The 24,799-nt window shown below is 39.4% G+C and carries 20 protein-coding genes and 1 pseudogene; 15 read left to right on the plus strand and 6 right to left on the minus strand.

The window, feature by feature from the left end:
- Window positions 1–117 precede the first annotated feature (117 nt).
- Entirely contained in the window at window positions 118–2,043 is a 1,926-nt protein-coding gene (locus tag AC5JMF_RS28660) for a transglycosylase domain-containing protein (RefSeq protein ID WP_495799102.1), read from the minus strand.
- Window positions 2,044–2,219: 176 nt separating this feature from the next.
- On the opposite strand from AC5JMF_RS28660, the gene tyrS reads away from it, so the two are divergent.
- The 4 genes from tyrS to AC5JMF_RS28680 all read left to right on the plus strand — a co-directional run bounded on the left by tyrS (window position 2,220) and on the right by AC5JMF_RS28680 (window position 6,243).
- Entirely contained in the window at window positions 2,220–3,416 is a 1,197-nt protein-coding gene (gene tyrS, locus AC5JMF_RS28665) for a tyrosine--tRNA ligase (RefSeq protein ID WP_495799169.1), read from the plus strand.
- A 46-nt stretch (window positions 3,417–3,462) separates the two neighbouring features.
- The gene (gene pyrF, locus AC5JMF_RS28670) at window positions 3,463–4,203 is read left to right on the plus strand and encodes an orotidine-5'-phosphate decarboxylase (protein ID WP_495799103.1); all 741 of its coding nucleotides are present in this window, start codon (window positions 3,463–3,465) and stop codon (window positions 4,201–4,203) included.
- Window positions 4,204–4,379: 176 nt separating this feature from the next.
- Window positions 4,380–5,024, plus strand: coding sequence for a hypothetical protein (locus AC5JMF_RS28675; protein ID WP_495799104.1), 645 nt, complete (start codon window positions 4,380–4,382; stop codon window positions 5,022–5,024).
- Between the two features lie 202 nt (window positions 5,025–5,226).
- Window positions 5,227–6,243 (plus strand): lysophospholipid acyltransferase family protein, encoded by a 1,017-nt coding sequence (locus AC5JMF_RS28680; protein WP_495799105.1) that lies wholly within the window; start codon window positions 5,227–5,229, stop codon window positions 6,241–6,243.
- A gap of 237 nt (window positions 6,244–6,480) precedes the next feature.
- Here the strand turns inward: AC5JMF_RS28680 and AC5JMF_RS28685 are convergent, their stop codons facing one another.
- Window positions 6,481–6,768: a DUF427 domain-containing protein gene (locus AC5JMF_RS28685; protein ID WP_495799106.1), complete on the minus strand. Its 288-nt coding sequence runs from the start codon at window positions 6,766–6,768 to the stop codon at window positions 6,481–6,483.
- 312 nt (window positions 6,769–7,080) lie between these two features.
- Here AC5JMF_RS28685 and AC5JMF_RS28690 point away from each other — a divergent pair, with 312 nt between their 5' ends.
- From AC5JMF_RS28690 to AC5JMF_RS28705, 4 genes are all read left to right on the plus strand, one after another.
- Window positions 7,081–7,518, plus strand: coding sequence for a DUF29 domain-containing protein (locus tag AC5JMF_RS28690; RefSeq protein ID WP_495799107.1), 438 nt, complete (start codon window positions 7,081–7,083; stop codon window positions 7,516–7,518).
- A 126-nt stretch (window positions 7,519–7,644) separates the two neighbouring features.
- Entirely contained in the window at window positions 7,645–8,124 is a 480-nt protein-coding gene (locus AC5JMF_RS28695; RefSeq protein ID WP_495799108.1) for a type II toxin-antitoxin system RelN family antitoxin, read from the plus strand.
- Entirely contained in the window at window positions 8,114–8,476 is a 363-nt protein-coding gene (locus tag AC5JMF_RS28700; protein WP_495799109.1) for a type II toxin-antitoxin system RelE/ParE family toxin, read from the plus strand. Before AC5JMF_RS28695 ends, AC5JMF_RS28700 begins: the two co-directional genes overlap by 11 nt.
- A 71-nt stretch (window positions 8,477–8,547) precedes the next feature.
- Complete coding sequence (locus AC5JMF_RS28705) at window positions 8,548–8,793, plus strand: hypothetical protein (RefSeq protein ID WP_495799110.1); 246 nt, start codon at window positions 8,548–8,550, stop codon at window positions 8,791–8,793.
- 8 nt (window positions 8,794–8,801) lie between these two features.
- Here the strand turns inward: AC5JMF_RS28705 and AC5JMF_RS28710 are convergent, their stop codons facing one another.
- Entirely contained in the window at window positions 8,802–9,020 is a 219-nt protein-coding gene (locus AC5JMF_RS28710; RefSeq protein WP_495799111.1) for a hypothetical protein, read from the minus strand.
- A gap of 103 nt (window positions 9,021–9,123) precedes the next feature.
- Here AC5JMF_RS28710 and AC5JMF_RS28715 point away from each other — a divergent pair, with 103 nt between their 5' ends.
- Window positions 9,124–9,690: a Uma2 family endonuclease gene (locus tag AC5JMF_RS28715; protein ID WP_495799112.1), complete on the plus strand. Its 567-nt coding sequence runs from the start codon at window positions 9,124–9,126 to the stop codon at window positions 9,688–9,690.
- Between the two features lie 14 nt (window positions 9,691–9,704).
- Here AC5JMF_RS28715 and AC5JMF_RS28720 read toward each other — a convergent pair.
- Window positions 9,705–9,815, minus strand: a pseudogene (locus AC5JMF_RS28720) (element excision factor XisI family protein); the annotation flags it as partial.
- Between the two features lie 88 nt (window positions 9,816–9,903).
- Between AC5JMF_RS28720 and AC5JMF_RS28725 the strand changes: the two are divergent.
- Both AC5JMF_RS28725 and AC5JMF_RS28730 read left to right on the plus strand, forming a co-directional pair.
- On the plus strand, window positions 9,904–10,359 hold the full coding sequence (locus tag AC5JMF_RS28725) for a DUF29 domain-containing protein (protein WP_495799113.1): 456 nt from the start codon (window positions 9,904–9,906) through the stop codon (window positions 10,357–10,359).
- Window positions 10,352–10,822: a DUF29 domain-containing protein gene (locus AC5JMF_RS28730; RefSeq protein WP_495799114.1), complete on the plus strand. Its 471-nt coding sequence runs from the start codon at window positions 10,352–10,354 to the stop codon at window positions 10,820–10,822. Before AC5JMF_RS28725 ends, AC5JMF_RS28730 begins: the two co-directional genes overlap by 8 nt.
- A 39-nt stretch (window positions 10,823–10,861) precedes the next feature.
- On the opposite strand, the gene AC5JMF_RS28735 is transcribed toward AC5JMF_RS28730, so the two are convergent.
- Window positions 10,862–11,377: a DUF29 family protein gene (locus AC5JMF_RS28735; protein ID WP_495799115.1), complete on the minus strand. Its 516-nt coding sequence runs from the start codon at window positions 11,375–11,377 to the stop codon at window positions 10,862–10,864.
- 165 nt (window positions 11,378–11,542) lie between these two features.
- Between AC5JMF_RS28735 and recQ the strand changes: the two genes are divergently transcribed.
- Complete coding sequence (gene recQ / locus AC5JMF_RS28740) at window positions 11,543–13,696, plus strand: DNA helicase RecQ (protein WP_495799116.1); 2,154 nt, start codon at window positions 11,543–11,545, stop codon at window positions 13,694–13,696.
- Between the two features lie 484 nt (window positions 13,697–14,180).
- Here the strand turns inward: recQ and pyk are convergent, their stop codons facing one another.
- Window positions 14,181–15,950: a pyruvate kinase gene (gene pyk / locus AC5JMF_RS28745; protein WP_495799117.1), complete on the minus strand. Its 1,770-nt coding sequence runs from the start codon at window positions 15,948–15,950 to the stop codon at window positions 14,181–14,183.
- A 393-nt stretch (window positions 15,951–16,343) separates the two neighbouring features.
- Here pyk and crtR point away from each other — a divergent pair, with 393 nt between their 5' ends.
- The 3 genes from crtR to AC5JMF_RS28760 all read left to right on the plus strand — a co-directional run bounded on the left by crtR (window position 16,344) and on the right by AC5JMF_RS28760 (window position 24,627).
- Window positions 16,344–17,234, plus strand: a complete 891-nt coding sequence (crtR, locus tag AC5JMF_RS28750; RefSeq protein WP_495799118.1) for a beta-carotene hydroxylase — start codon at window positions 16,344–16,346, stop codon at window positions 17,232–17,234.
- Between the two features lie 334 nt (window positions 17,235–17,568).
- Complete coding sequence (locus tag AC5JMF_RS28755; protein ID WP_495799119.1) at window positions 17,569–17,979, plus strand: tetratricopeptide repeat protein; 411 nt, start codon at window positions 17,569–17,571, stop codon at window positions 17,977–17,979.
- Window positions 17,980–18,045: 66 nt separating this feature from the next.
- Complete coding sequence (locus AC5JMF_RS28760) at window positions 18,046–24,627, plus strand: CmcI family methyltransferase (protein WP_495799120.1); 6,582 nt, start codon at window positions 18,046–18,048, stop codon at window positions 24,625–24,627.
- Window positions 24,628–24,799: the final 172 nt, after the last annotated feature.

Genomic DNA, 24,799 nt, shown 5'->3' on the forward strand with positions numbered 1-24,799 from the left:
TCCCCAGTCCCCAGTCCCCAATCCCCAGTCCCCAATCCCCAGTCCCCAGTCCCCAATCCCCAGTCCCCAATCCCCAATCCCCAGTCCCCAGTCCCCAATCCCCAGTCCCCAGTCCCTCTAATTAGATTTCGGGCGAGGAAATTGAGAAGGTGGCTTAAAGCTTTCTACTTTTGTGTTCTTGAGTGCTTTTTGCATAAAATCGCGCCAGATGGGAGCCACCATCACACCACCAGTTGCACCGCTAGCTAATTGTCTGTTGTCGTCCCTCCCCACCCACACAGCAGTTGTTAACTGTGGTACAGTTCCGACAAACCAAATATCTTTTTCAGAGGAGGTTGTTCCCGTCTTGCCAGCAGCTGGACGACCGATCGCAGCACTCTTACCTGTACCATCAGTAATTACCGATTGCATCACATTAATAATTGCTGCGGATGCCCAAGGGTCAAGAACTTGCTGAGGTTTGGGTGTATTATCTAGTAATGTATTACCACTGCTATCGGTGACACGAACAATTACCGTTGGTGGCGACTGCCAGCCATAATTAGCAAAGGTAGCGTAAGCGCTAGCCATTTCTAGAGGTGTAACACCAATTGCACCCAGCGGTAGCGATGTCACAGGTTCCATTGGACTCATAATTCCCAAGGTACGGCAGGTTTCTACAACCTTATTCATACCTATAGATTTGCCAATCTTGATGACAGGAATATTGCGTGATTGTGCCAGTGCAGTGCGAATTGACATCGCACCACTAAAGCCACCGTCATAGTTTTTGGGATAATACCAACCGTCACCATCTCGGTAACTCACTGGAGCATCTACTACCGTTGTGTCTGGTGCATATTTACCAGTAGCAAAAGCAGCATAATACACAAATGGTTTGAAAGAAGAACCCGGCTGGCGCTGGGCTTGAGTGGCGCGGTTGAATTCGCTAGTTTTAGAATCGACACCACCCACCAATGCTTTAATATAATGTGTGCGTGGATCTATGGCCACCAGAGCCATTTGATTTTTCGATAATCCCTGCCCTAAAAGTGTTTTATGCCACTTACTAACTGTTTGCTCTGCCATGACTTGAAAATCGGCATCCACAGTAGTTTGCACGCGCATCCCGCCTTTTAGCAGTGCTTCACGGCCAAACTTTTTAGCCAACTCTTGGGCTACGGCATTGGTGACATAAGGTAGGGCACTACCCTGGAAGGACTTAATTTTACCAAGTTTGATTTCTTGCTTGAGGGCATTATCATATTCTTGCTGGGTGATCCAGTTTAATTCCAGCATCCGCCCCAGAACTTCTTTTTGCTTCTGTTTTGCTGCCTTCATGCTGATAAACGGGCTGAATTCTTCTGGTGCTTGAATCAAACCCGCCATCATTGCTGACTCACCTAGAGTTAAGTATTCTGATGATTTATTAAAGTAACTGCGGGCTGCTGTCTGTACCCCATAATTGTTATGTCCCCAATAAACCTGATTGAGGTACATTTCTAAAATTTGGTCTTTGCTGAGAATTTGCTCTAAGCGAATTGCCAATACTCCCTCGGCTAACTTGCGGGTAAAGGCACGCTTGCGAGTCAAAAACAGATTTTTCACCAACTGCATAGTAACAGTAGAGCCACCTTCTTTAACTCCACCTGCTACCCAGTTAACTACTACAGCACGGCCAACGCCTGTAGGATTAATACCGTGATGATTATAAAAGTGACCATCTTCGCTTGCTAATACTGCCCGTTTTAAATTCGGGGAAATCCTATCTAGGGATATTACTTCTCGATTGGCTTCACCGTGAATGCTCGTTAGTAGTTTGCCTTTGACATCATAGATGTAAGTAGTTTCTGAGGGAAAGAAATTACGTAATTGTCTGACATCTGGCAAGTTACGAAAACTAATGGCTAAACCAACCAGTCCTCCGGCTACAATAGAACTTGCCAGCATAGTAATTGATAGGAGAGTACCGCCAGTGATCTGACCTACTCCTTTCAAAAACTCGAAACCTGATGAAGCCTTACGTTGCGGCTGCTTATCTTCAAAAGTCCTAGACGACGACACGGCGGTTTCACTTCCTCACTTGTAAATATAACTGTAATTCATTGGACGAAACAAGGCGGTTAATTTTTTGCAATTATAGTAGTTTGGCAGATGAGAAAGCGGATCAGAAATTGCTAGTGAATATAACCGACTTAACTTCTAAAGTACAAAGCATAGCTAACAGTGAATCTCCTAGTATGACGCAAAATTTTGCTTGGCTGCATCGTGGGACAGCAGAAGTCTTCCCACAACCAATTGATGCTGACAGTGAAAATGAAAGTTTAGAAAAACGTTTGGTAACTACAAACAAACCATTAAGGGTCAAATATGGTATTGATCCTACAGGTGCAGAAATCCATCTTGGTCATAGCATACCAATGCGGAAACTGCGAGCTTTTCAAGATGCAGGTCATACGGCAGTTTTAATAATTGGTGATTTTACAGCACGCATTGGCGATCCGACTGGTAAGTCTGAGGTGCGTCGCCAACTGACACAAGCCGATGTGGCGCAGAATGCCCAAACTTATCTTGACCAAGTACGTCCTATTTTGGATTTTGACACACCAGGTAGGTTGGAGGTGCGTTATAACTCGCAATGGCTTTCTCAACTCGACTTAGGTAAAGTTTTAGAGTTACTCTCCACGATGACAGTGGGACAAATGTTGGCCAAGGAAGGATTTGCCGAACGTTATAAAAAAGAGAATCCAATTTTTATCCATGAGTTCCTCTATCCGTTAATGCAAGGTTTTGATTCGGTGGCGATTGAGGCAGATGTGGAATTGGGAGGGACTGATCAGAAGTTTAACATTGCTGTAGGCAGAGATTTGCAACGCCATTTTGGACAAAAACCCCAGTTTGGGGTGCTGTTGCCGATTTTGATTGGCACGGATGGAGTGCAAAAAATGTCTAAGTCTCTAGGTAATTATATTGGATTGTTAGAACATCCAGGACAAAAGTATCAGAAGTTGCAAGGAGTGCCAGACAATCTATTAGAACAGTATTTTGAACTGTTGACAGATTTATCTTTGGATAAATTGCCAGAAAATCCCCGCGATCGCCAAATGCTTTTAGCATGGGAAATTGTCAAACAATACCACGGTGAAACCGCAGCCAATGAGGCTAAAGAAGCCGCGAAAAGTGGCGGTAAAGAAGGGGCAGTTCCTGAATTTTCTCTGGTGAATGTGCCACAGTTCCCCGCTAAATTAGCTTATATCCTCAACGCCAGTGGCTTGTGTAAAAGTACTGGGGAAGGTAGGCGCAAAATTCAAGAGGGAGGAGTGCGCTTAGATGGCGATCGCATTACCGATGTTGATGCTACTTTTGCCTCTGCTGATGAGTTGTACGGGCGAGTTTTGCAAGTTGGCAAAAATAAGTTTATGCGGTTGGTGAATTAATGGGGAATGGCACTTCGACTACGCTCAGTGACCGGGAGTAAGGATAATGAAAGTGGAACAAAGGGTTATTGTAGCTTTGGATGTGGCTGATGAGGAGAGGGCGATCGCTCTTGTAGATCAATTGGCGCATGTCAGTTTCTGGAAAGTCGGTTTGGAGTTGTTTACCAGCACTGGGCCGAAAATTCTACAAGAACTCAAATCTAAACAAAAGCGGATTTTCCTAGATTTGAAGTTTGATGACATTCCCAATACTGTCGCTGGCGCTTGTCGTAGTGCCGCTCGTTATGGTGTAGATTTATTGACTATCCATGCTACATGTGGTCGAGATGCACTCAAAGCTGCTACTGAGGCGGCAAAAGAAGGTGCTGCACAAGCAGGTGTCAAACCGCCGCAATTAATAGCCATTACACTGTTAACCAGTATCTCGGCTAGGCAGTTGGCGTTTGATTTAAAAATTCCTCTAGAATTGCCAGAATATGCTCTACAAATGGCACTATTAGCTCAAGAGTCGGGCTTGGATGGGGCGGTTTGTTCACCTGTTGAGGCGTCACAGCTACGGCAAATATGTGGGGATAATTTTTTGCTGGTTTGTCCTGGTGTTAGGCCAACTTGGGCAGATCAAACAGATCAAAAGCGATCGCTTACTCCAGCGCAAGCCATCAAAGCAGGCGCAGACTATCTGGTAATTGGGCGTCCCATCACCGCCGCCCCCGATCCTGAGTTAGCCTGGAAGAGAATTTCTGACGAGTTAACAAGTTCCGTGGGTTTAAGTTCCCCGGTTCTATAACCTTTAAGTTTTGTGTTGGGGTCAAATCCCCATTACAAAACTTAATTACGCACTTCGCAGCGGTAGCGAGTCCTCGATAGCGTTAGCGAGGTACGAGCGTCAGCGTTAGCGACGCAGGAGCGTCGCGTCATTACGAATTACGAATTACGAATTACGAATTATTGAACTACATTGGCATGAAGGCAAAGGTTAAGGACAAACATTATCGCTTATGGCTTTTAGTTTGCGGCTTTTGGCTTTTCATCTTAAATAGCCTTGAGTATCCGGCATTTTCAAAAAACCTTACCCCTACTGTGTCAGCACAAAAACAAGATGGAAAAAATGGGGTAAGGTCTTTATGTTCTCAGCAAAAGCTAGAAATATTAACAACTCAGTTATTGCGCGATTTACCTAACTATGCCAACCGTGCTAGTCAACGCGCCCGCCGCCTTCAAAGAAGGAGTGACACTTATAGCTATATGCTAGCAGCAGGAAAACCGGAGTTTACACCTTTACCTCTAAGTGTGGAAGGATATTCTGCGAATGCTCCTGAAAGACCTGCATCAGAAGTTAAGCAGGTGTTTTTTACTACTTTAGAACGGCAGTATATCAATCAGAAAGTACTAGAATTACAACAATTCCATCGGCTATTGTTAACAAAAACTAACAGTGGTTGGCGTCTGGTAATGATGTTTTCCCAAACAGGTTCTTATCCAGCCAAACAACCGCCATCTCCGCCACGCGATAGCAGTAATGGTACTGTTGCCCAAGGAATTAAGGCTTGGTTACGCGATTGTCAGGCGGGAAGTGTCAGGACAGGGGATAAGCTGTTCCACATATAACTTGCATAATTAGGGCGGGCAAGATGCCCACCCCACAAGAGTTTTATTTAATTTGATTATGTAATTTAGATGTTTTTTAGCTTAGAGTAAATCTTACTAATTAAGAACGTGACTAATTTTACGCCTAGAGTGGGATGCAAACAGCATTAATGGGAAGCTATGATAACTCAACACGAATTTTTGCCTAATCTGCATTGCTGTTGTGATTAATCAACACTCTGAAAACCTCCTAAACACTGAATTAAAACAAGCATCAGATGAAGGCTATAAATTTAGCTGGTTTGATTGGTTTTGCTTGTGGTATCCTCCAGGATGGTTAATTATATTTAATCGTCACTGGCAACATTATCAAGCCGATCCTGATGGTTGGAATTGGCTGGAATACGGTTTATTTTTATTTCCTGGTGGATTTTATTTAGCATTAATCATTCGTTGGCTACGTCTTGGTTGTCGTTCACCAAGAAAAGATGTTGGTGAATTTGATCCACAATATCAACAAGTTTTTCGTGAAGAAGTTCTTGCGCCGATAGTTAAGTATTATTTTCGTGGAGAATTACAACAAGTTGAAAACTTACCGCAAACAGGTTCAATGATTGTGGCGATGAACCATGCGGGAATGTGTTTTCCTTGGGACTTTATGAGCTTGGGTTATCTATTAGGTAAAACACAAGGATGGGTAGCCCAACCTCTAGCAAGCGTATCATTATTTGAACATCCTTGGATGATTTGGTGGCTACCACCTAAATGGCTACAAGTATTAGGTGCTGTGCGTGCAGAATTAGATGACTTTGAAGCAGCACTTGCTCAAGGTACAACTCTTTTATATGCACCCGAAGGTTTACGCGGCCCCTTGAAAGGTTGGGGTAAACGCTATCAACTGCAAAAATTCGATGGCAGCTTCATGCAGTTAAGCGATCGCTATCATATACCAATTCTCCCAGTTGCTTGCATCGGTAGCGAATCTCTACATCCTTGGACTATTAATCTTAAGAGATTGCAACAAATATTTAAATTACCATTTTTACCCATATCACCCTTAATGATTCTTTTAGTTCTATTTCCCTCAATGGGAGTTTGGGCAAATAGAACTAGACTATATTACTTCATTCAACCCTTAGAAGCCGCTGCCAAAGTAGAAGGACGCACAGCCGCCTATCAACGCGCACAACAACTACGAGAAAAACTGCAAACAACAATTAATCAGTTACTTCTCTATTAAAACTATCTCAAACTATTTTAATCTCTCATTTCTTCCTTGGCGCTCTTGGCACGCCAGTTCGCTCAAGTCGGGAAACCCGCTCACGCGACTGGCTCATCTTGGCGGTTCGTTATGGAATTTTTTTTGTTTCGCGCAAAGGCGCAAAGGCGCAAAAATAAAATAGGTATTAAGAATTAACCTAACTCTTAATACCCAAATTATAAATTCGCAATTTATTCAAGATTGCCAAAAAAACATCTAATCAGCCTCAACCTTAACACCCTTCCAGAAAGCTATATAGCCTTCAATATTTTTAGCCTTTTCCTTAGCAGTGGGATAGTACCATGCAGCGTCCTTATTGACTTGCCCATCAACTTCGATACTGTAATAACTAGCAACACCTTTCCAAGGACAAGTAGTATGAGTGCCACTTTCTTGAAAGTATTGCTTATTAATAGCGTCAGCCGGGAAATAATGGTTGCCTTCCACAACTACGGTGTTATCGCTTTCGGCTAAAACTGTGCCATTCCAAATTGCTTTCGGCATAAGTGAGTTTGTGAATAAAGTTTACACATAATATTTTGACACTTGTACGGTTTTAAGTGTTGGACAGCACTGAGTCAATCAGACGGTTAGTTGTAAAAGGATGTCTGAAAAGTAAAATTTATGCATTCCTTACCACACAACTCGTAATCGTTACAAATACTCGTGCATTCCTTATCATATAACTCGTAATCGTTACGAATGCTTGTTTATTTGTGGCAAATGTTTATGTATTTGTTACAACACTTAAGTAAAACTTATTAATGATGCTCGTGCGTTAAACTATTTCTAAATTGCTCTTAAGTTTTATTCATTATGACTCAATCACCAGTAAAAACTCTTTATACAACAGATTTTGCATTATGGATTGAGCAAACTGTCAGTAGCTTAAAATCCCAAGATTATAACAATGTAGATTGGGAAAATTTAATTGAGGAAATAGAAGCATTGGGTAAAAGAGATAAGCGAGAATTAGAAAATCGGTTGACAACTTTATTTGAACACGTCTTAAAACGAAAGTATGTAGATTTACCCGAATGCTATGGCGGTTGGGAAGCAACAATTAGCCGTACACAACAGAGATTAAGCCGTATTCTTCGAGACTCTCCCAGTCTGCGTAATTATTTTTTAACTATATATGATGAATGCTATCAAAATGCACGGAAAAATATGAGTCAGGAATATGCAGCAAAATTCCCAGATGATTGCCCTTTTTCTAATGATGTAGACATATTATTGACTGAAAATTTTTAGTATTCTGAAAATATCAATTTAGACGAAAGCTGTAATGCAACGCTAATTATAGTGCTGAATGCGATCGCCTGCATGATCAGTGAGTTTACGAGTAAACTAGACCTTGACATTATTTGTAGTGGATTTATGATAACTGTGAGCTTGACCGCTGTGGCTACTGCGATCGCTACTACACTTTTGACTAAAGCGCAGGAGAAAATCGGCGAAAATATTGGTGATGCTACATGGACTCTAGGCGACAAGTTTATAGAATTACTCCGCAAAAAGAAGAAGTCGCCATTACTCACTAGTGCTGTTGAGGGAAATGAACCGCAGCGATTAGATTATAGTCCTATACTATTAACAACACAACTTAGATTCATGACAATGAAAGCAATTGAAGTCAAAGGAACCGTGAACGAATGGGGTCAAATTTCTTTAGACAAACCGTTGACTATAGCAAAACACAGCCGCGTACGAGTCATTGTCCTAATCATGGAAGAGAATGAAGAGGATGATGAACTTGTTGAGTCTGCCAGTGAAAGTTTTCGTCAAGGTTGGTACGATGTGATGACCGGAAATACTATACCTGTATCTCAACTGTGGGAAGGTATTGATGCAGAGTGAACCACCTTTGATTCAAGTCGAAGCCACCGCTAAATTTAAACGTAATTTGCATATTTTAGCCAAAAAATACCGGAATATTAGTAATGATATTCAACCAATAATAGAACAACTGCAATCAGGAGAATTACCAGGAGACAAGATACCCGGAGTTGGATATACAATTTTTAAGCTACGGGTCAAAAATAGTGATGTTCAAAAGGGTAAAAGTGGTGGGTATCGAGTAATTTATTATTTAAAGACAGATACAAATATTATTTTAGTAACCATCTATTCCAAGTCTGAACAAGAAGACATCTCAGCAGAAGAAATTCAACAAATATTAGCTGATTTTAAGCAGCAATATCCAGAATAATAGGCGATCGCCCCATCTGCGATCGCCATTATTGTAGCTACGTTAAAAAGTACGGCACTAATATTAAAAGGATGAAGCAATTGAGTAATTTAGATAGAGTTTTAGATGCGGCAATAGAACTGCCTTTAGAGCAGCAAGAAATGTTGGTACAAATTCTCAAAAACCGAATTATTGAAAGTCGGGGAGATGAAATTGCGTCAGATGCAGCAGCTTCAATTGCTGAATTTCAAGCAGGTAGGCTCAAAGTTCAGACTGCTACCGAAGCAATTCAAGAATTAAGAGAATATCTTAATAACCCAAGTACAACCGATGTATAGGTTGGTTGTCATTCTTCTCTAGGGAATGGTTTAAAACCTGCTATCTGAATAGGATTCGCGGTTAACTGGGCAATAATACCCGTTTGCAAAAAGTGTTTCTTTTTTGGCGAGGTTTTTAAAATAACGATTTGCACTATTTCAGCGCTGCGTATTTCATCCTGGTACTCGATGGGAATTTCAATTGTGCCATTATTGACCCTAGCATTAAAGTGTATGTTTGTAGTCATAGGTTACAACAGTTATAAAAATTGGTCTAAATCTATCTGAGCTTATTTTAAAATTGTAGTCAAGTAACTTTGATTTCAACTAAGATATGGCATTTGCACGGCTATGACAACCACGCTGCATAAACCAATTTCTTTAGCAGAGTTCCTCAAACTACCAGAAACAAAACCTGCTAGTGAATTTATCGATGGTCGTATCTACCAAAAACCAATGCCACAAGGCAAACACTCCCGCCTACAACTAAAACTTTGTCATGCAATTAACCAAATTGCTGAACCACAAGAAATTGCCTTAGCTTTTCCAGAATTACGCTGTACATTTGGCGGACGTTCGATTGTCCCAGACGTGAGTGTATTTGCTTGGGAACGAATTCCCTTTGATAGTAATGGGGAATTTGCAAATACCTTTGAAATTTACCCTGACTGGACAATTGAAATTCTTTCACCAGAACAGAATACAACTAAAGTAATTAGAAATATTCTCCACTGTTTAAAACACGGCACTCAATTAGGATGGTTAATAGATGCAGATGAACGCTTAGTACTGGTATTTTTGCCAGGACAGCAACCTCTAGAGATGACTGGGGATGAAGTATTGCCTGTACCTGAATTTTTACAACTGAATTTAACAGTTACAGAGGTTTTTGCATGGCTAAAACCAACAAAAATTTAGTTCATAAAACTGACTTAAAAAATAGCAAATTCTGTAAATTTTCGCTGTTCAGGCGGTCTAAAGCCAAGAACGATCTGCTGTTTGGGAATTCCAGCAGCTACCAAGTCATTGGCGACACCTTCTTCATACTGAAGCATTTTCCATTTTAATCTCCAGCCCCTTTTACCCTTTGGGTTAAACTATTACTAAATCACCCACGTTTTTTAATTCATCATGACTCAATCACCAGTAAAAACTCTTTATGCAACAGACTTTGCTTTGTGGATTGAGCATACTGTCAGCAGCTTAAAATCCCAAGATTATAGCAATGTAGATTGGGAAAACTTAATTGAGGAAATAGAAGCATTGGGTAAAAGAGATAAACGAGAATTAGAAAGTCGTTTTACAACTCTATTTGAACACGCTTTAAAACGCAAGTATGTAAATTTACCAGAATGCTATGGTGGTTGGGAAGCAACAATTAGCCGCACACAACAGGAATTAAGCTTGATTCTTCAAGACTCTCCTAGTCTGCGTAATTATTTCTTAACTATATATAATAAATGTTATCAAAATGCACGGAAAAACATGAGTAAGGAATATGCAGCTAAATTTCCTGATGATTGCCCTTTTTCTTATGATGTAGAAATATTATTGCAATCAGATGGAGTGAATTTGAAAAATGTCTAATAACCTATACGAGCGCGATTTGCAATATTGGATTGAGCAAACAATTAGACAGTTACGAAATCGGGAATTTGAATCGCTTGACATTGAGCATTTGATTGAGGAGTTAGTTGATTTGGGAAAGGCGGAGAAAAATGCTCTCAAGAGTAATTTGACTATTTTGTTGGCACATTTATTAAAGTTAATGGTTCAACATGATACGCCTGAGATGATGAAAGGAAGTTGGTACAGTTCGATACTCGAACATCGTCAACGAGTTCTGAATAATTTGGCAGATACTCCTTCTCTCAAAAGTTTTTTGCTAGAAGCAATAGAAAAAGCTTATCCAGATGGTCGAAAGCTAGCGATAAAAGAAAGTAAGCTAGCTAAATTTGGGGTTTGTGTCCCAGAGGAAAGCGAGTATCCAATTGTTTGTCCTTTTTCGGTTGAACAAATTCTAGATGAGGATTTTTACGGGCAGTATTAGTATTTAATAATATTAAGCGATCGCTCCAATTTTATATGTTTAAATTTGCTCAAACCAATCTTTCCCTCCGGGTAATTCTGCTAAATAATTATCCATCATATCTGGTAATGTTTTAGGCTGATATTTATAAGTTAATTGCAAAAGATTTTGAGTATAATCAATCAATACTTCTCGATTCAGTCTTTGTGAAACTTGACTAGGTTTTAAACTACCCTCAAAAATTTCCACACTAGCTGGCCTAATTGCTATTTCTATTGCTTCTTCTAAATATTCTTGCCATTCATCAGCTTGAATAAAATAAGATTTTTGATTGGATTTAACATTTAATTTAGCAATTTGAATTACTGAGTCAGAGATAGAAGCAATCCCAGAGTTGGTTAAACGCTGTTCAATTTGATTTTTCATGAGATGAATACATAATCTAACTAAAAATGCTTCTATTTTTCGGAGAGTCGCCTGCTTACTCATCTCCTCTAAATCATCAATAATCTCTAAGGCGTCATGATAACGACCTTCTAAGATACTTTGCTTTAAATCTATTAGTTCCTGTGTCATTGTTAACTCAAGATTCTATAATGAAATGCTAGCATTCCTAAACAATCTAGGACTGTCAATTATTCATCTAAATACCTAAGTCTTACCAAAGTTACCGATTATCTGAGTTAAAATCCTGATATCTTCAATAACCACTCACACAGATAACACTGAAAAGCGATCGCTATGCTTCAGTATCCCAATTTGGAACAAGCGCTAAAATATCACTTCGGTTACGACAGGTTTCGCCCTGGACAGCGGCAAATTATCGAAGATGCCTTGCAAAATCGGGATTTATTGGTTGTGATGCCTACGGGTGGAGGAAAATCTCTGTGCTTTCAGCTACCTGCTTTAATCAAAAAAGGATTAACTGTGGTGGTATCACCGTTAATCGCTTTGATGCAAGACCAAGTAGAAGCACTGCGAAATAATAATATTAGCGCCACATTTCTCAATAGCAGCCTCAACGCTTATAAAGTGCGATCGCGTGAAGAAGCCATTCTCAATGGTAAAGTTAGACTACTATACGTCGCCCCCGAACGTCTTCTCAGTGAAAGGTTCCTGCCATTTCTAGATTTAGTACACGAAAAAATTGGTATTTCTACCTTTGCCATTGACGAAGCGCATTGCGTCTCTGAATGGGGACACGACTTTCGCCCAGAATACCGCCAATTGAAATCTCTGCGAAAACGTTTCCCAGACATACCTACAGTTGCCCTCACAGCTACAGCAACCGATCGCGTCCGTTCTGATATCATTCAACAACTGGGACTAAAGCAACCTAGCATCCACATTGCCAGTTTCAATCGCCAAAACCTCTATTACGAAGTTCGTTCCAAGACAAAATATGCATACGCTGAACTGTTGGAACTAATTCGAGAAACCGAAGGTTCAGGAATCATCTATTGTCTGACTCGTAAAAAAGTTGATGAACTCACCTTTAAATTGCAAAACGATCAGATTTCCGTCTTGCCTTATCATGCCGGATTAACTGACGAAGAACGCACCAATAATCAAACTCGATTTATTCGTGACGATGTGCGTTTTATGGTAGCAACAATTGCCTTTGGCATGGGTATTAATAAACCAGATGTGCGGCTAGTAGTTCACTTTGACATTCCACGAAACATCGAGAGTTACTATCAAGAATCAGGCAGGGCCGGCAGAGATGGAGAGACGTCTCGCTGTACAATTTTTTTCAGCTTTGGTGATATTAAAACTATTGAATGGAGTATTAATCAAAAAACTGATCCGCAAGAACAGTTAATTGCTAAGCAACAACTGCGACAGATGATAGATTATGCCGAAGGTACAGATTGTCGGCGGACAATTCAGTTAGGATATTTTGGCGAACGTTTTGCAGGTGATTGCAGTAACTGTGACAATTGCCGTCATCCCAAACCAATGCAAGACTGGACAATTGAAGCCATGAAGTTTTTATCTTGTGTGGCTCGTTGTAAAGAAAGATTTGGGATGTTACACATTATCGATGTTTTGCGGGGATCTAAAAATCAGAAGATTACCCAATATGAACACGATAAACTATCTACTTACGGCATAGGCAAAGATAAAACTTTAGATGAGTGGCGAATATTGGGGCGATCACTTTTACATCAAGGATTATTAGAACAAACTGCTGACGGTTACTCTGTATTAAAACTTAATGCCTTAAGTTGGGAAGTGATGCGGCGACAGCGTACCGTTTCGCTTGCTGTTCCTGTAGCTCAAAAGATTACCTTGACAGAGAATAATCAAAAAGCCACCGAGTCAGAAATATTATTGCAGAGATTGCGATCGCTCCGCAAACAATTAGCCGATGAACAGTCTGTGCCACCCTATGTAATCTTCCATGATTCAACCTTGAAATTAATGGCACAGGTACAACCTCAGACATTAGCAGAGTTCGCCAAACTTTCTGGTGTTGGTAGCCACAAACTATCCCAGTATGGTGAAAAATTCCTTGCCGAAATTCGTGCTTATCGTCAACCAGGAGTCATAGAACAACCAGTTAATTCCACACCTTCCCTCAACTTACCTTCCGACACAGAACTATTTACATTACAGTTACATCAACAAGGTTTGAGTGTGAAGGAAATTGCCGAGAAGCGTAACATTCGTCCTACGACAATTATTCGTCATCTTGCAGACTTAATCGAGAAGAACCAATCCATAGATTTAAATCAGTTAGTACCGCTCGAACGTCAGCAGAAAATTTGGCAACTCCTAGAAGTTCTGGGTGATATTTCCCTCACCCCAATTAAAGAACAGCTAGGTGAAAGCTATACCTATGATGAAATTCGCTTAGTGCGGGGAAAGTGGCGACGTGAAAATCGTAAATAGAACATTAGACCCCTTGCATGAATTTTGCAAGAAGTCTATCAGCCTATAATGCTACACTATTTCTGCTTTTTGCAGATATTAAAGATAGCAACTTAGGCAAAGTCAAACATGCACCAGTACTTAGCAGAGTTAGCAATACACCATCAATCAAACTCATAAATAATTCCCCCATGAAAAAATTGGTGTTCACTATTTCTTAGTTTGAAGCATATTTACTCTCATGGGTTAAATCCAGCTTTTATATTTCTTCTAATCTCAATAAGTTAAACGTATGTATATTTATTTCTAATAGTTACCATCAGTTTCTTAGCGTCTTGAAATTTAGAACTCCTCATACTCTCTGCGCGACGGACACTTTGCTCAACGAGGGGAACCCCCGCACGCAAGTGTCCTCCTCTGCGTGAGATAAAAATAAATTTAACAGGGGCAAGTTAACATCAACCCACCCCACTATAAAACCCTCGTTTTCCTGATTGCGAATTGTTTAAGGAGTTCCCACTGCCCCAGAGTAAACCAAACCCCGTTGCAAATCCAGCGTCAGAATTGCCCCATCCCGAATTACCTGCGTTGCCTTTTCTACACCAACAATCACAGGTACACCGAGACGTAAACCAATCACCGCCGCATGGCTAGTGAGACTTTCCTCCTCAGTAATAATCCCGCCAGCCTTGCGAATTGCATCCACAAAATCAGCATTAGTGCGGGGGGCAACTAAAATATCACCAGGATTAAAATTACCAACTTCCATACCAGTGTGAGCCACACGGGCCCGACCACTGATAGAACCCTGTCCTAAACCAATTCCATGGCCAAGCACCGCCGTTACCACTTCCACCTTAATCAAATCCGTCGAACCAGAAATCCCTTGGAGTGTACCAGCAGTCATCACCACTAAATCCCCCTCAGAGAGTAGCTGATTTTCTTGAGCCACATTGATAGCAGCTTGAAACGTCTGTCCCGTAGAAGGCAGTCCTAGTACCAACAAAGGTTTTACTCCCCATACCATCTGTAACTGTCGTGCAACATTGACATGGGGTGTCACTGCCAAAATCGGTGTCTGGGGACGGAACTTAGAAACATTACGAGCTGTTGCCCCAGTTTGCGTTAGAGTCATAATTGCCGATGCTCCCAATTGCTCTGCAATTTGACCTACAGCTTGACTAATAGCATTGGGAATTGATCGCCTAGTATCTCTCACAGAACGTGAGTTAGGGTTGTGTGACTCTTCTTGCTCAATACGTTCCGCAATTCGCGCCATCGTTGCCACTGCTTCTACTGGGTAATTACCCACAGCAGTTTCATTAGAAAGCATCACCGCATCCGTACCATCTAAAATCGCGTTTGCCACATCCGACACTTCCGCGCGAGTGGGACGGGGATTACTCACCATGCTATCTAACATCTGAGTTGCAGTGATGATGGGAATTCCCAAGCGGTTCGCCGTGGCAATCAGCCGCTTTTGCAGCACCGGCACATCCTCCGCTGGCAACTCTACACCTAAGTCGCCTCTAGCCACCATTACCCCATCACATAAAGCCAGAACTGCCTCCATTTGCTCAATAGCTTCATGCTTTTCAATTTTGGCGATGACAGGTACTTGTTTGCCAGTACTCGAAATTAGCTCTTTAATTTCGATCAAATCCATGGGGTTGCGGACAAAAGAAAGCGCTACCCAATCGACACCTTGGTCGAGACCGAACATCAAATCCTCGCGGTCTTTGTCGGTCATGGCTTTAATTGATAAGTAAACTCCTGGAAAGTTCACCCCTTTATTGTTAGAGAGTTTACCAGCCACAGTAATGCGACAATGCAAATCACCTTTGTCGCGGTTAATATCCTCCACAAGCATTTCGACTCGCCCATCATCGAGGAGGATTTTAGCCCCAACTGGAACCTCATCAGCCAAATAATCGTAAGTCACACAGCTAATTTCTTGCGTGCCAATAACCGGGCGATTAGTCAAGGTGAAGCGATCGCCTTTTGCCACCACTATAGACCCATTCTCAAATTTCCCCAAGCGAATTTTTGGGCCCTGCAAGTCTTGCAAAATCGCCACTGGCTGATTTAGCTCAAAAGCAGTTTGCCGAATCAGGCGAATATTACGCTGATGATCTGCATGAGTTCCATGGGAAAAATTTAAACGTAGTGTCGTTGCTCCCGCTTCAATAATCGCCCTGAGCATTTCTGGGCTGCTAGTTGCGGGGCCGATAGTAGCGACAATTTTTGTCCGACGTAGAGAATCTCTTAATTGCATATTAATTGCATAAGGGCTGAAACTAAGGAGCTACCTAGGGAGTCATCGTAACTTGAAGTGGCATCTCCTTTTCAGTCACTGGCATATCGAGAAATTGGGGAATTGGGAATGGGAATTGGGAATGGGGAATTGTCATTTGTCCTTTGTCATTGGTTATTCTCCGCGTCCTCGCGTCCCCGCGTCCCCCTCATTCTCTCTAAAAAGGAGTTTATCTGAGCAACCACTTGGTATTTGCCACACTCAACCTATCAGCAAAGACTTAAGTCTCGTTTGGAATCATAGCGCTATTCGCCAGCTGATAAGCAAAGCTGTGGATAAATCTTGGTAAACAAAAGTTTATATTTCCTCATGTTTATCGTATATTCTTAATATTTGATAAAAAAGGAGTCGAGAATGCTGACGTCGGAGGCACAAAAGCCACTGACAATCCCGCCTAAGGAATATTTAGCGCCCCCCGGTGATCTTAATCCCACACAATTGTTATTTTTAGCAACTGTGGCAATGCTGGTGTTATCTAACTTTGGTTACTGGATTTGGGAGTGGCCGCACTGGCTATGTTTTAGCGTTAATACTCTAGCCTTGCATTGTGCTGGGACTGTAATTCACGATGCTTGTCACCAATCTGCCCATCGCAACCGGGTGATCAATGCCATGTTAGGGCATGGTAGTGCATTGATGCTAGCTTTTGCCTTTCCAGTCTTCACACGGGTACACTTGCAGCATCATGGTCATGTCAACCATCCCAAAGACGACCCAGATCATTACGTCTCCACAGGTGGGCCGCTATGGCTAATTGCGGTTAGGTTCTTGTACCACGAGGTATTTTTCTTTCAGCGGCAACTATGGCGTAAATATGAGCTACTGGAATGGTTTATTAGTCGCTTAATTGTCGTTACAATTGTTTACATTTCCGTCCAATACCACTTTTTGGGATATATTCTCAACTTTTGGTTCATCCCGGCGTTTGTGGTAGGCATAGCATTGGGATTATTTTTTGACTACTTACCTCATCGTCCCTTTGCAGAGCGCGATCGCTGGAAAAATGCCCGCGTCTATCCTGGTCGAATTCTCAATATTTTAATATTAGGACAAAACTACCACTTAATTCATCATTTGTGGCCTTCTATTCCCTGGTATAATTATCAGCCAACATATTATTTAATGAAGCCTCTTTTAGATGAAAAAGGCTGTTATCAGACTTCAGGATTACTAGAAAGAAAAGACTTCTTTGAGTTTGTTTATGATATTTTCTTAGGAATCAGATTTCATCACCACAAAGAATAGGACACGGGGACACAGAGATGTAATTTGAATGAAGATTAGCTTAGTACTTACACACTCTACAAATTCTTGGCGTTCTTGGCGTTTATAAAACTTCAAACTTACTTCGTGTTGATACGAGGGGCTTCTGCGTCTAATACTTCATTGCCCTCTTGGGACGTAATAAAAATGCCTCTCATACCAAGTTGCAGTCAGAGATAGTAACTGTCTCCAGTCTCTTTTTAAAGTTCATGTAAAAAATTTGTGGACTAGATGTTAGTTTTTGGTAAACAAGTGGGTATCCTCTAAACGGGAGGATTGCTGATACCTAAGTATTTAACGCAGCAATTATTAATACATGGCTAGTTCAGGGGATGATTACCTAGTTTCCCGCAATAAACAGATTGAGCGGAAAAAAAAGATATTAGCGATCGTGTCAATAGTGTCTTTCGTTGGTTCCACAGCCTTTGCAGCGGTTCCAGCAATACAACGGGCGATTCACAATCCCAGTCCCAAGTCAGCAGCCGCATCTGTTGACCCTTCGTTGCAGCAACAAATGTGGGGTTATGAGTTAGTTTTACAACGCGAACCAGAAAACCAACTTGCTTTGGAAAAACTGTCTTTGTTGCGGTTGCAATTAAAGGATGGCAAGGGTGCTATTCCGCTTTTAGAAAAATTGGTGAAATTGCATCCTGAAAGGAAAGATTACAAAGTTGTTTTGGAGCAGGTGAAGAAGATAGAGAGTGGAGAAAGTGGAGGCGATCGATAAAATTTTACTATCATCAAAAAATAAAATTGTTATTTGATTTAAATTAATCAAAACTAATTAGTAAATATGAGTCAATATATATTATTATCTACAGATGATCCAGGCGTTGGTGGAGTTGCACAATACAATAATTCAATTTTATACGGATTGATAAAATCAAGCTATCGAGTGACTAGCCTACAACCTTTAGCATCTAACGATAAGTTAATTACTCATCAAAAAGATTTAGGTATTGAGCATCTATGGATGGACAAAAATACCTTAAATAATTTACCACATATTTTTTCAATACCAGGTAATAAACCAGATCTAATTATTTGCAGTAATTCTAATCCTTTCTCTAATTTAGCTGTTAAGCAAATTGCGCTTAGGCTTGGTATACCATACATTATTGTTGAGCATCTTGTCGAGCCATATCTAGCAGAGCGCTTCGCTGCATACTTAGATGAGTTATCGTATCAATATATAGAAGCTAAGGCAGTCATTGCAGTTTCATCTGAAAATCTGAGATTATTACATCAAATATTTAACCTTCCTAAAGATAAAGGTCAGGTAATTTATAATGGCAGACCTTATGAATTTTTCACCGAACATAATTCACATGTGCGTGAACGCTTGCGACAAGCATTAAATATACCTTCAGATGCTGTAGTTTGCTTTACTTCCGCGCGTATAGAATCGCGAAAAGGATACCAATATCAATTAGAAGCAATCCGGCAACTTATGTTTAGTCCCGTGTGGTCTAAACTTTACTTTGTTTGGGCAGGTGCTGGAATTTTTGAACCTCAACTAGAAACGGAATTACAAAAAGCTATTGAGCAATTAGAAATTAGTCAAAAAGTGATTTTTTTAGGACAGCGTTCTGATATTTTAGATTTGTTGAATGCTGCTGATATTTTTGTGTTTCCTTCTATGTTAGAAGGTATGCCTTTATGTGTTATGGAAGCAATGGCAAAAGGATTACCAGTCATTGCTTCAGCAGTCAGTGGAATTCCTGAAGAATTAGGAGAGACTGGCAAGTTACTTCCCGACCCTAAGCTTAATCCACAAGCCACAGTTAAAGAATTAGTAGAAACCATTGAAGAGTGGGTAAACAATCCTCAGTTACGTCTGTCTATTGGGGAAGATTGCAAGCAAAGAGCAGAAAACATGTTTAGGGAAGAACGGATGATTAAACAAACAATGGTAGTGATTGAACATGCTTTACTACCAAATGGAGATTATGTTTCACCTGGGTTTGAAATCATTCAACCAGACCAATCTTTTCCTAACATGATTGTAGGAGATACAAATATTTCTAGTTGGCCTTATCTACGTCGTGAAGTTCCTCATAACTGGTACATCGATCAAAGACAGCAAGGTATTGGATTTCTCAGTCGAGATGAAGCTCATATTCTTTACAACACTGCTCTTAAATTCAAGGGCAAAACAGCATTAGAAGTTGGTTGTTGGCTTGGTTGGTCTGCTTGTCATATGGCTCTGGCTGGAGTTGAATTAGATGTAATTGATCCTTTACTAGCTACAGAAAATATTTATGAAAGTGTAAGTAATTCTTTAAAAACTGCTGGTGTTCTCAACTCAGTGAATCTTGTTGCTGGTTATAGCCCACAAAAAGTGGGTGAGCTAGCCAAACAATTACAACGTAAGTGGTCTTTAATTTTTATTGATGGTAATCATGAAGCACCAGGGCCACTCAATGACGCAATTGTTTGTGAACAATTAGCAGAAGCAGATGCTTTAATTTTATTTCATGATTTGAATTCCCCTGATGTTGCTCAAGGTTTAGACTATCTAAAGCAAAAAGGGTGGAATACAATGGTCTACCAAACTATGCAAATTATGGGAGTTGCTTGGCGCGGAAATATTGAGCCAGTGCAACACCAGCCCGATCCAAAAGTTAATTGGAATTTACCAAAGCATCTGCAAAACTATCACGTGAGTGGTTTATCAAATCAGGTAGTAGATTTTCAACAAGTACAGGCAATGCTGCAAGAAGCGATCGCTTTGTTCAACGGCGGTAAAATAGTCGAAGCATTACGAATGGCTGAGAAATCTGCAAGACAGGGCATCTATGTACCAGGAATGCATTATATCAGGTGTATTTGTTTATGTAATGTAGGCAGAAATGAAGAAGGATTTGAAGCAATAAAAGCTGAACTAGAACTAAACCCAACAAATCACCAAGCCCAAGAACAGTACAAAGTTTTAGCCAGTGTACTTTCTAAACCAGTTACAACTAAAATCCCGACACATCAACGTCCGTGGCACACAACTCTTCCACGTGAAACGATGCTGTCGATTCAACATGCTGGTCATAACTATTCCTATCGAGGGGTACCAATGATTAAAAACCCTTTCGATTTTGCACTATATCCACTCTTATTTTGGAAGTTAAAACCACGCACAATTATTGAAATTGGTTCTAAAGATGGTGGAAGTGCCTTATGGTTTGGAGATATGCTCAATAATTTTAGTATTGATGGTCACATTTATTCTATTGATATAGTCAAAGTTACTTCAGTTAAACATTCTCGTGTGACTTATATGGAAGGTAATGGTCGAGTATTATCAGACATACTCACACCAGATTTCATAAATTCATTACCACGTCCTCTACTTGTGATAGAAGATGCAGACCATGTTTATGAAACCAGTCGTCATGTATTAGAGTTTTTTCATCCGTATATTAAAACGGGAGAATATATTGTAATTGAAGATGGAATTATATCTGATTTAACACAAGATTCTGGATATAATAGTGGGCCACATATGGCTTTAAAAGAGTTTTTATCAGCTCATCCAGATGAATACGAAATTGACGGAAACTTTTGTGACTTCTTTGGATATAATCTTACTTGGTGTACAAATGGGTTTCTCAAAAAAATAGCTAATGCACCTTTAAAAAATAATACTATTACCAAACAAGAACAATTATCACCAATAATTATTATTGACGGGGTGTTCTTTCAGCTTTACCAAAGTGGTATTGCGCGCGTCTGGACATCCTTATTAGAAGAATGGGCGAAAAACGGATTTAGCAAGCATATTATCGTACTTGATCGTGCTGGAACTGCTCCCAAAGTTCCTGGCATTAAATACCGTACTGTACCAACTTATGATTACAGTAACCTTGATGCTGATCGAGCAATATTACAGAAAGTATGTGATGAAGAAGATGCAGATGTATTTATTTCTTCTTATTACACTACCCCAATTACAACGCCTTCTGTGTTCATGGCTCATGACATGATTCCAGAAGTCTTAGGATGGGATATAAGTAATCCCATGTGGCAAGCAAAACATTATGGTATTAAACATGCATCTGCTTATATAGCAGTATCAGAAAATACGGCATGTGACCTAGCAAAATGTTTTACTCACATACCTATAGAATCTATAACTAGAGCCTATTGTGGAGTTAAAAGCTCACTGTCACCTGCTAACACTTCAACTATTAATGCTTTCAAAAATAAGTATGGTATCACTAAACCTTACTTCTTATTAGTTGGTACTAGCGGTCGTAATAAAAATATTATTTTATTCTTCCAAGCTTTTGCACAACTTGCTAACAGCTATGGGTTTGAGATTATCTTAACAGGAAGTAGTAGTATATTAACACCTGAAGTGAGAACTTACACATCAGACAGTACTGTTCATACACTACAACTCAGTGATGAAGAATTAGCAATAGCTTACTCTGGTGCTATTGCACTAGTTTATCCTTCTATATATGAAGGTTTTGGAATGCCTTTAATTGAAGCAATGGCTTGTGGCTGCCCTGTAATTACTTGTCCTAATTCTTCAATTCCAGAAGTAGCTGGCGAAGCAGCTATATATATCAATCATAATGATGTAAATGGGCTAGCAAATGCACTGTGCGAAGTACAAAAACCAAATGTTCGTCAATCATTAATTTCTGCGGGTTTAGCACAAGCGAAAAAGTTTTCTTGGTCAGTAATGGCTAATACTGTAAGTGCTACTCTCATTGATGCTTCTATACTATATCTAAATTTAAATGAGATTAATTTAATTATTTTCCCAGATTGGTCACAGTCAGAAGAGTTAATTAGTTTAGATTTGCAAGAAGTAATTAAAAAATTAGCAGCATCTTCAAATGAACAAAAAATTACATTAATTATCGATACAAGCGATACTAATAGCGAGGACGCTGCAATCTTGCTATCTAGTGTAACTATGAATTTGCTGATGCAAGAAGATATAGATATTAATGAAGGATTAGAAATTTCTTTATTAGGCTCTTTATCTAGTATTCAGTGGATAGCCTTACTATCTAAGCTCACAGCAAGAATTATTTTAGAATACGAAAATAAACAGGCAATAACAAATTGGAAACAGATTATTGAGAGTGAAACTAAATCAAATATTTTAATAGAAGAAGTAAAAATAGATAATTTTATCACAACTTATCAATTAATTAATAATTTAAATAATCTTTTAGAAAAATATCACAATAACAAAACTTCCCAATCTGACCTAGAGGAATTAGGTTCTTTAAGAAGGCAAATGGCTGAAATATTGCTAATTACAGAAAAAAATCAGATTGAAAAGCTATATGTGACAAAATATGGTGAAGCTTACAAAGCAATACTTAATACTGGAATTAAGTATGAATCACTAACAAAAAGCGAGCAAAGCTTTGTTACTGAAGTATTAGCCAAAGTTGCTAAAGGATTTGATGAATCGAATGCAATTCAATATCTGTTAGTAGCAATGCTATATTGTCGTCCTCACCAGTTACCGCCAGTGTATGATTTGACTCAAATTCCTAACTGGCTACTATACGATTATCTCGAATTTAATTTAAAATCTCCTCTTTATTTTCAGGAGAGAGGTGAAGTAGATAGTTACTATAAGTATATGGAAGATTGGATTAACTATCTACATACGAATATTATCAATAATACTCATGTTGAATTGTGGCGTAATGTTGCTGAATGTTTTACCCAAATAGCTAATTTTATTCCTTTATATTTTAATCAAGAAAATGTCAAAGATATTTATACTAAACGTGCAGACATTATAGAATCATACTTACGACAAACTATTAATAATATTGAGTATTCTTTTTCAGAAAGATCGCCTGAAAGAACGAAAATTAAGGTAGGAATTCTTGCTAGCCATTTTTTGCCACAGACGGAAACTTTTGCTGCTTTGTCTGTGTATGAACATTTAAATAGAGATTTATTTGAGGTAGTGTTTTTTACATTTATCATGACTAATCATCGTTTAGAACGGTATTGTGTTGGTCATGCTGACACCGTTATTAAATTGTCAGCAGATTTAATAGCTCAAGTGCAAGCTATCCGAGAAGTAGACCTTGATATCCTGTTTATTGCTACAAACATTACCGCAGTCACTCATCAAATTACTTTGCTTTCCTTGCACAGGCTAGCTCGAATCCAGATAGTTGATGCTAATTCGCCTGTAACAACAGGTATGCGTCACATAGATTATTATATTTCGAGTAAGCTTTCTGAAATTGAAGGTAATGCACAACAGCATTACACGGAAAAATTAATTACATTAGATAGTCCTCCCCAATGCTTTAATTTTGCAACCGAAAAACAAATACTTGCTACAAAAAATATTTGTCGACAAAGTTTAGGAATTAATGATAATATAATAGTTTATGCTTCGGGAGCTAATTACTACAAAATAATCCCAGAGCAAGAAGTAACTTGGGCAAAGATAATCGCTAGTGTACCTAATTCTTTATTGTTACTTTATCCGTTTAATCCTAATTGGTCATCATCCTATCCCTGCATTGCATTTCGTAAGCGTATACTTAATACTTTTGCTCAATATGGTCTTAATGAAGATAGGTTGCTTATTCTTGAACCAGTACCAAATCGTGAAGATGTTAAAGAACATTTGAAACTGAGCGATATCTACTTAGATTCTTATCCTTATTCTGGTATGACTTCGCTGGTAGATCCTTTAGAAGTAGGTTTACCAACGGTGGTAATGGAAACAGAAACTTCTCGTTCTCGCAAAGGAGCATCACTTTTACGAGAGCTTGGTAGATATGATTTAATTACCAATAATGAAGAAGATTATATTAAACTTGCGATCGCACTTGGTACTAACCCTGAGCTACGTCAACAAAAGAGCGCCGAAATCAAAGATAAAATGCAGGGTAATCCTAGTTTTCTAGATAGCCGTTCTTACTCAGATAAAATAGGCAGCTTATTTCAAGAAATATTTAATAACTATCTTATAGATTCCCTAAGTCCAAATTTATGCTTAGGAAATACTAATTTAATTATTTTCCCTGACTGGTCACAGCCAGAAGATTTACTATATCAAGAGCTAGCAAGCGTGATTTCCACTCTTGCTACGCATCCAAATAAAAATCATACAACTCTTCTAATAGATATACACAATATTTCAGAAGAGGAAGCTAATTTGCTTTTGTCTTCTTTAACCATGAGTTTGATAATGGAAGAAGATATAGACATCACAGAGGGCCCACAAATATCTCTGCTAGGACAGATAACTGAGAAGCAATGGAAAATTATTTTACCAAAAATCGATGCTCGAATTATTTTAGCAATTGAAAATAAAGAAATAATTGCTCACTTAAAAGCTGAACATCTAACAGCCTACAAAATAGATAGTTTTAGCTAAGTTAGGGATAATATAGTTTTTTGAACTTGAGTAAGCAGTTATCGCTTGCAGTAAGATAGTAATGAGCGATCGCCACAATAAAACCATAGCTATAATTGCTACTATCTTAAGATCACATTTATATCTTCTATTGTCGTGACTGCTATCACTATTAACTTTAACAATATCGTCA

This window comes from Desmonostoc vinosum, from assembly GCF_059505385.1.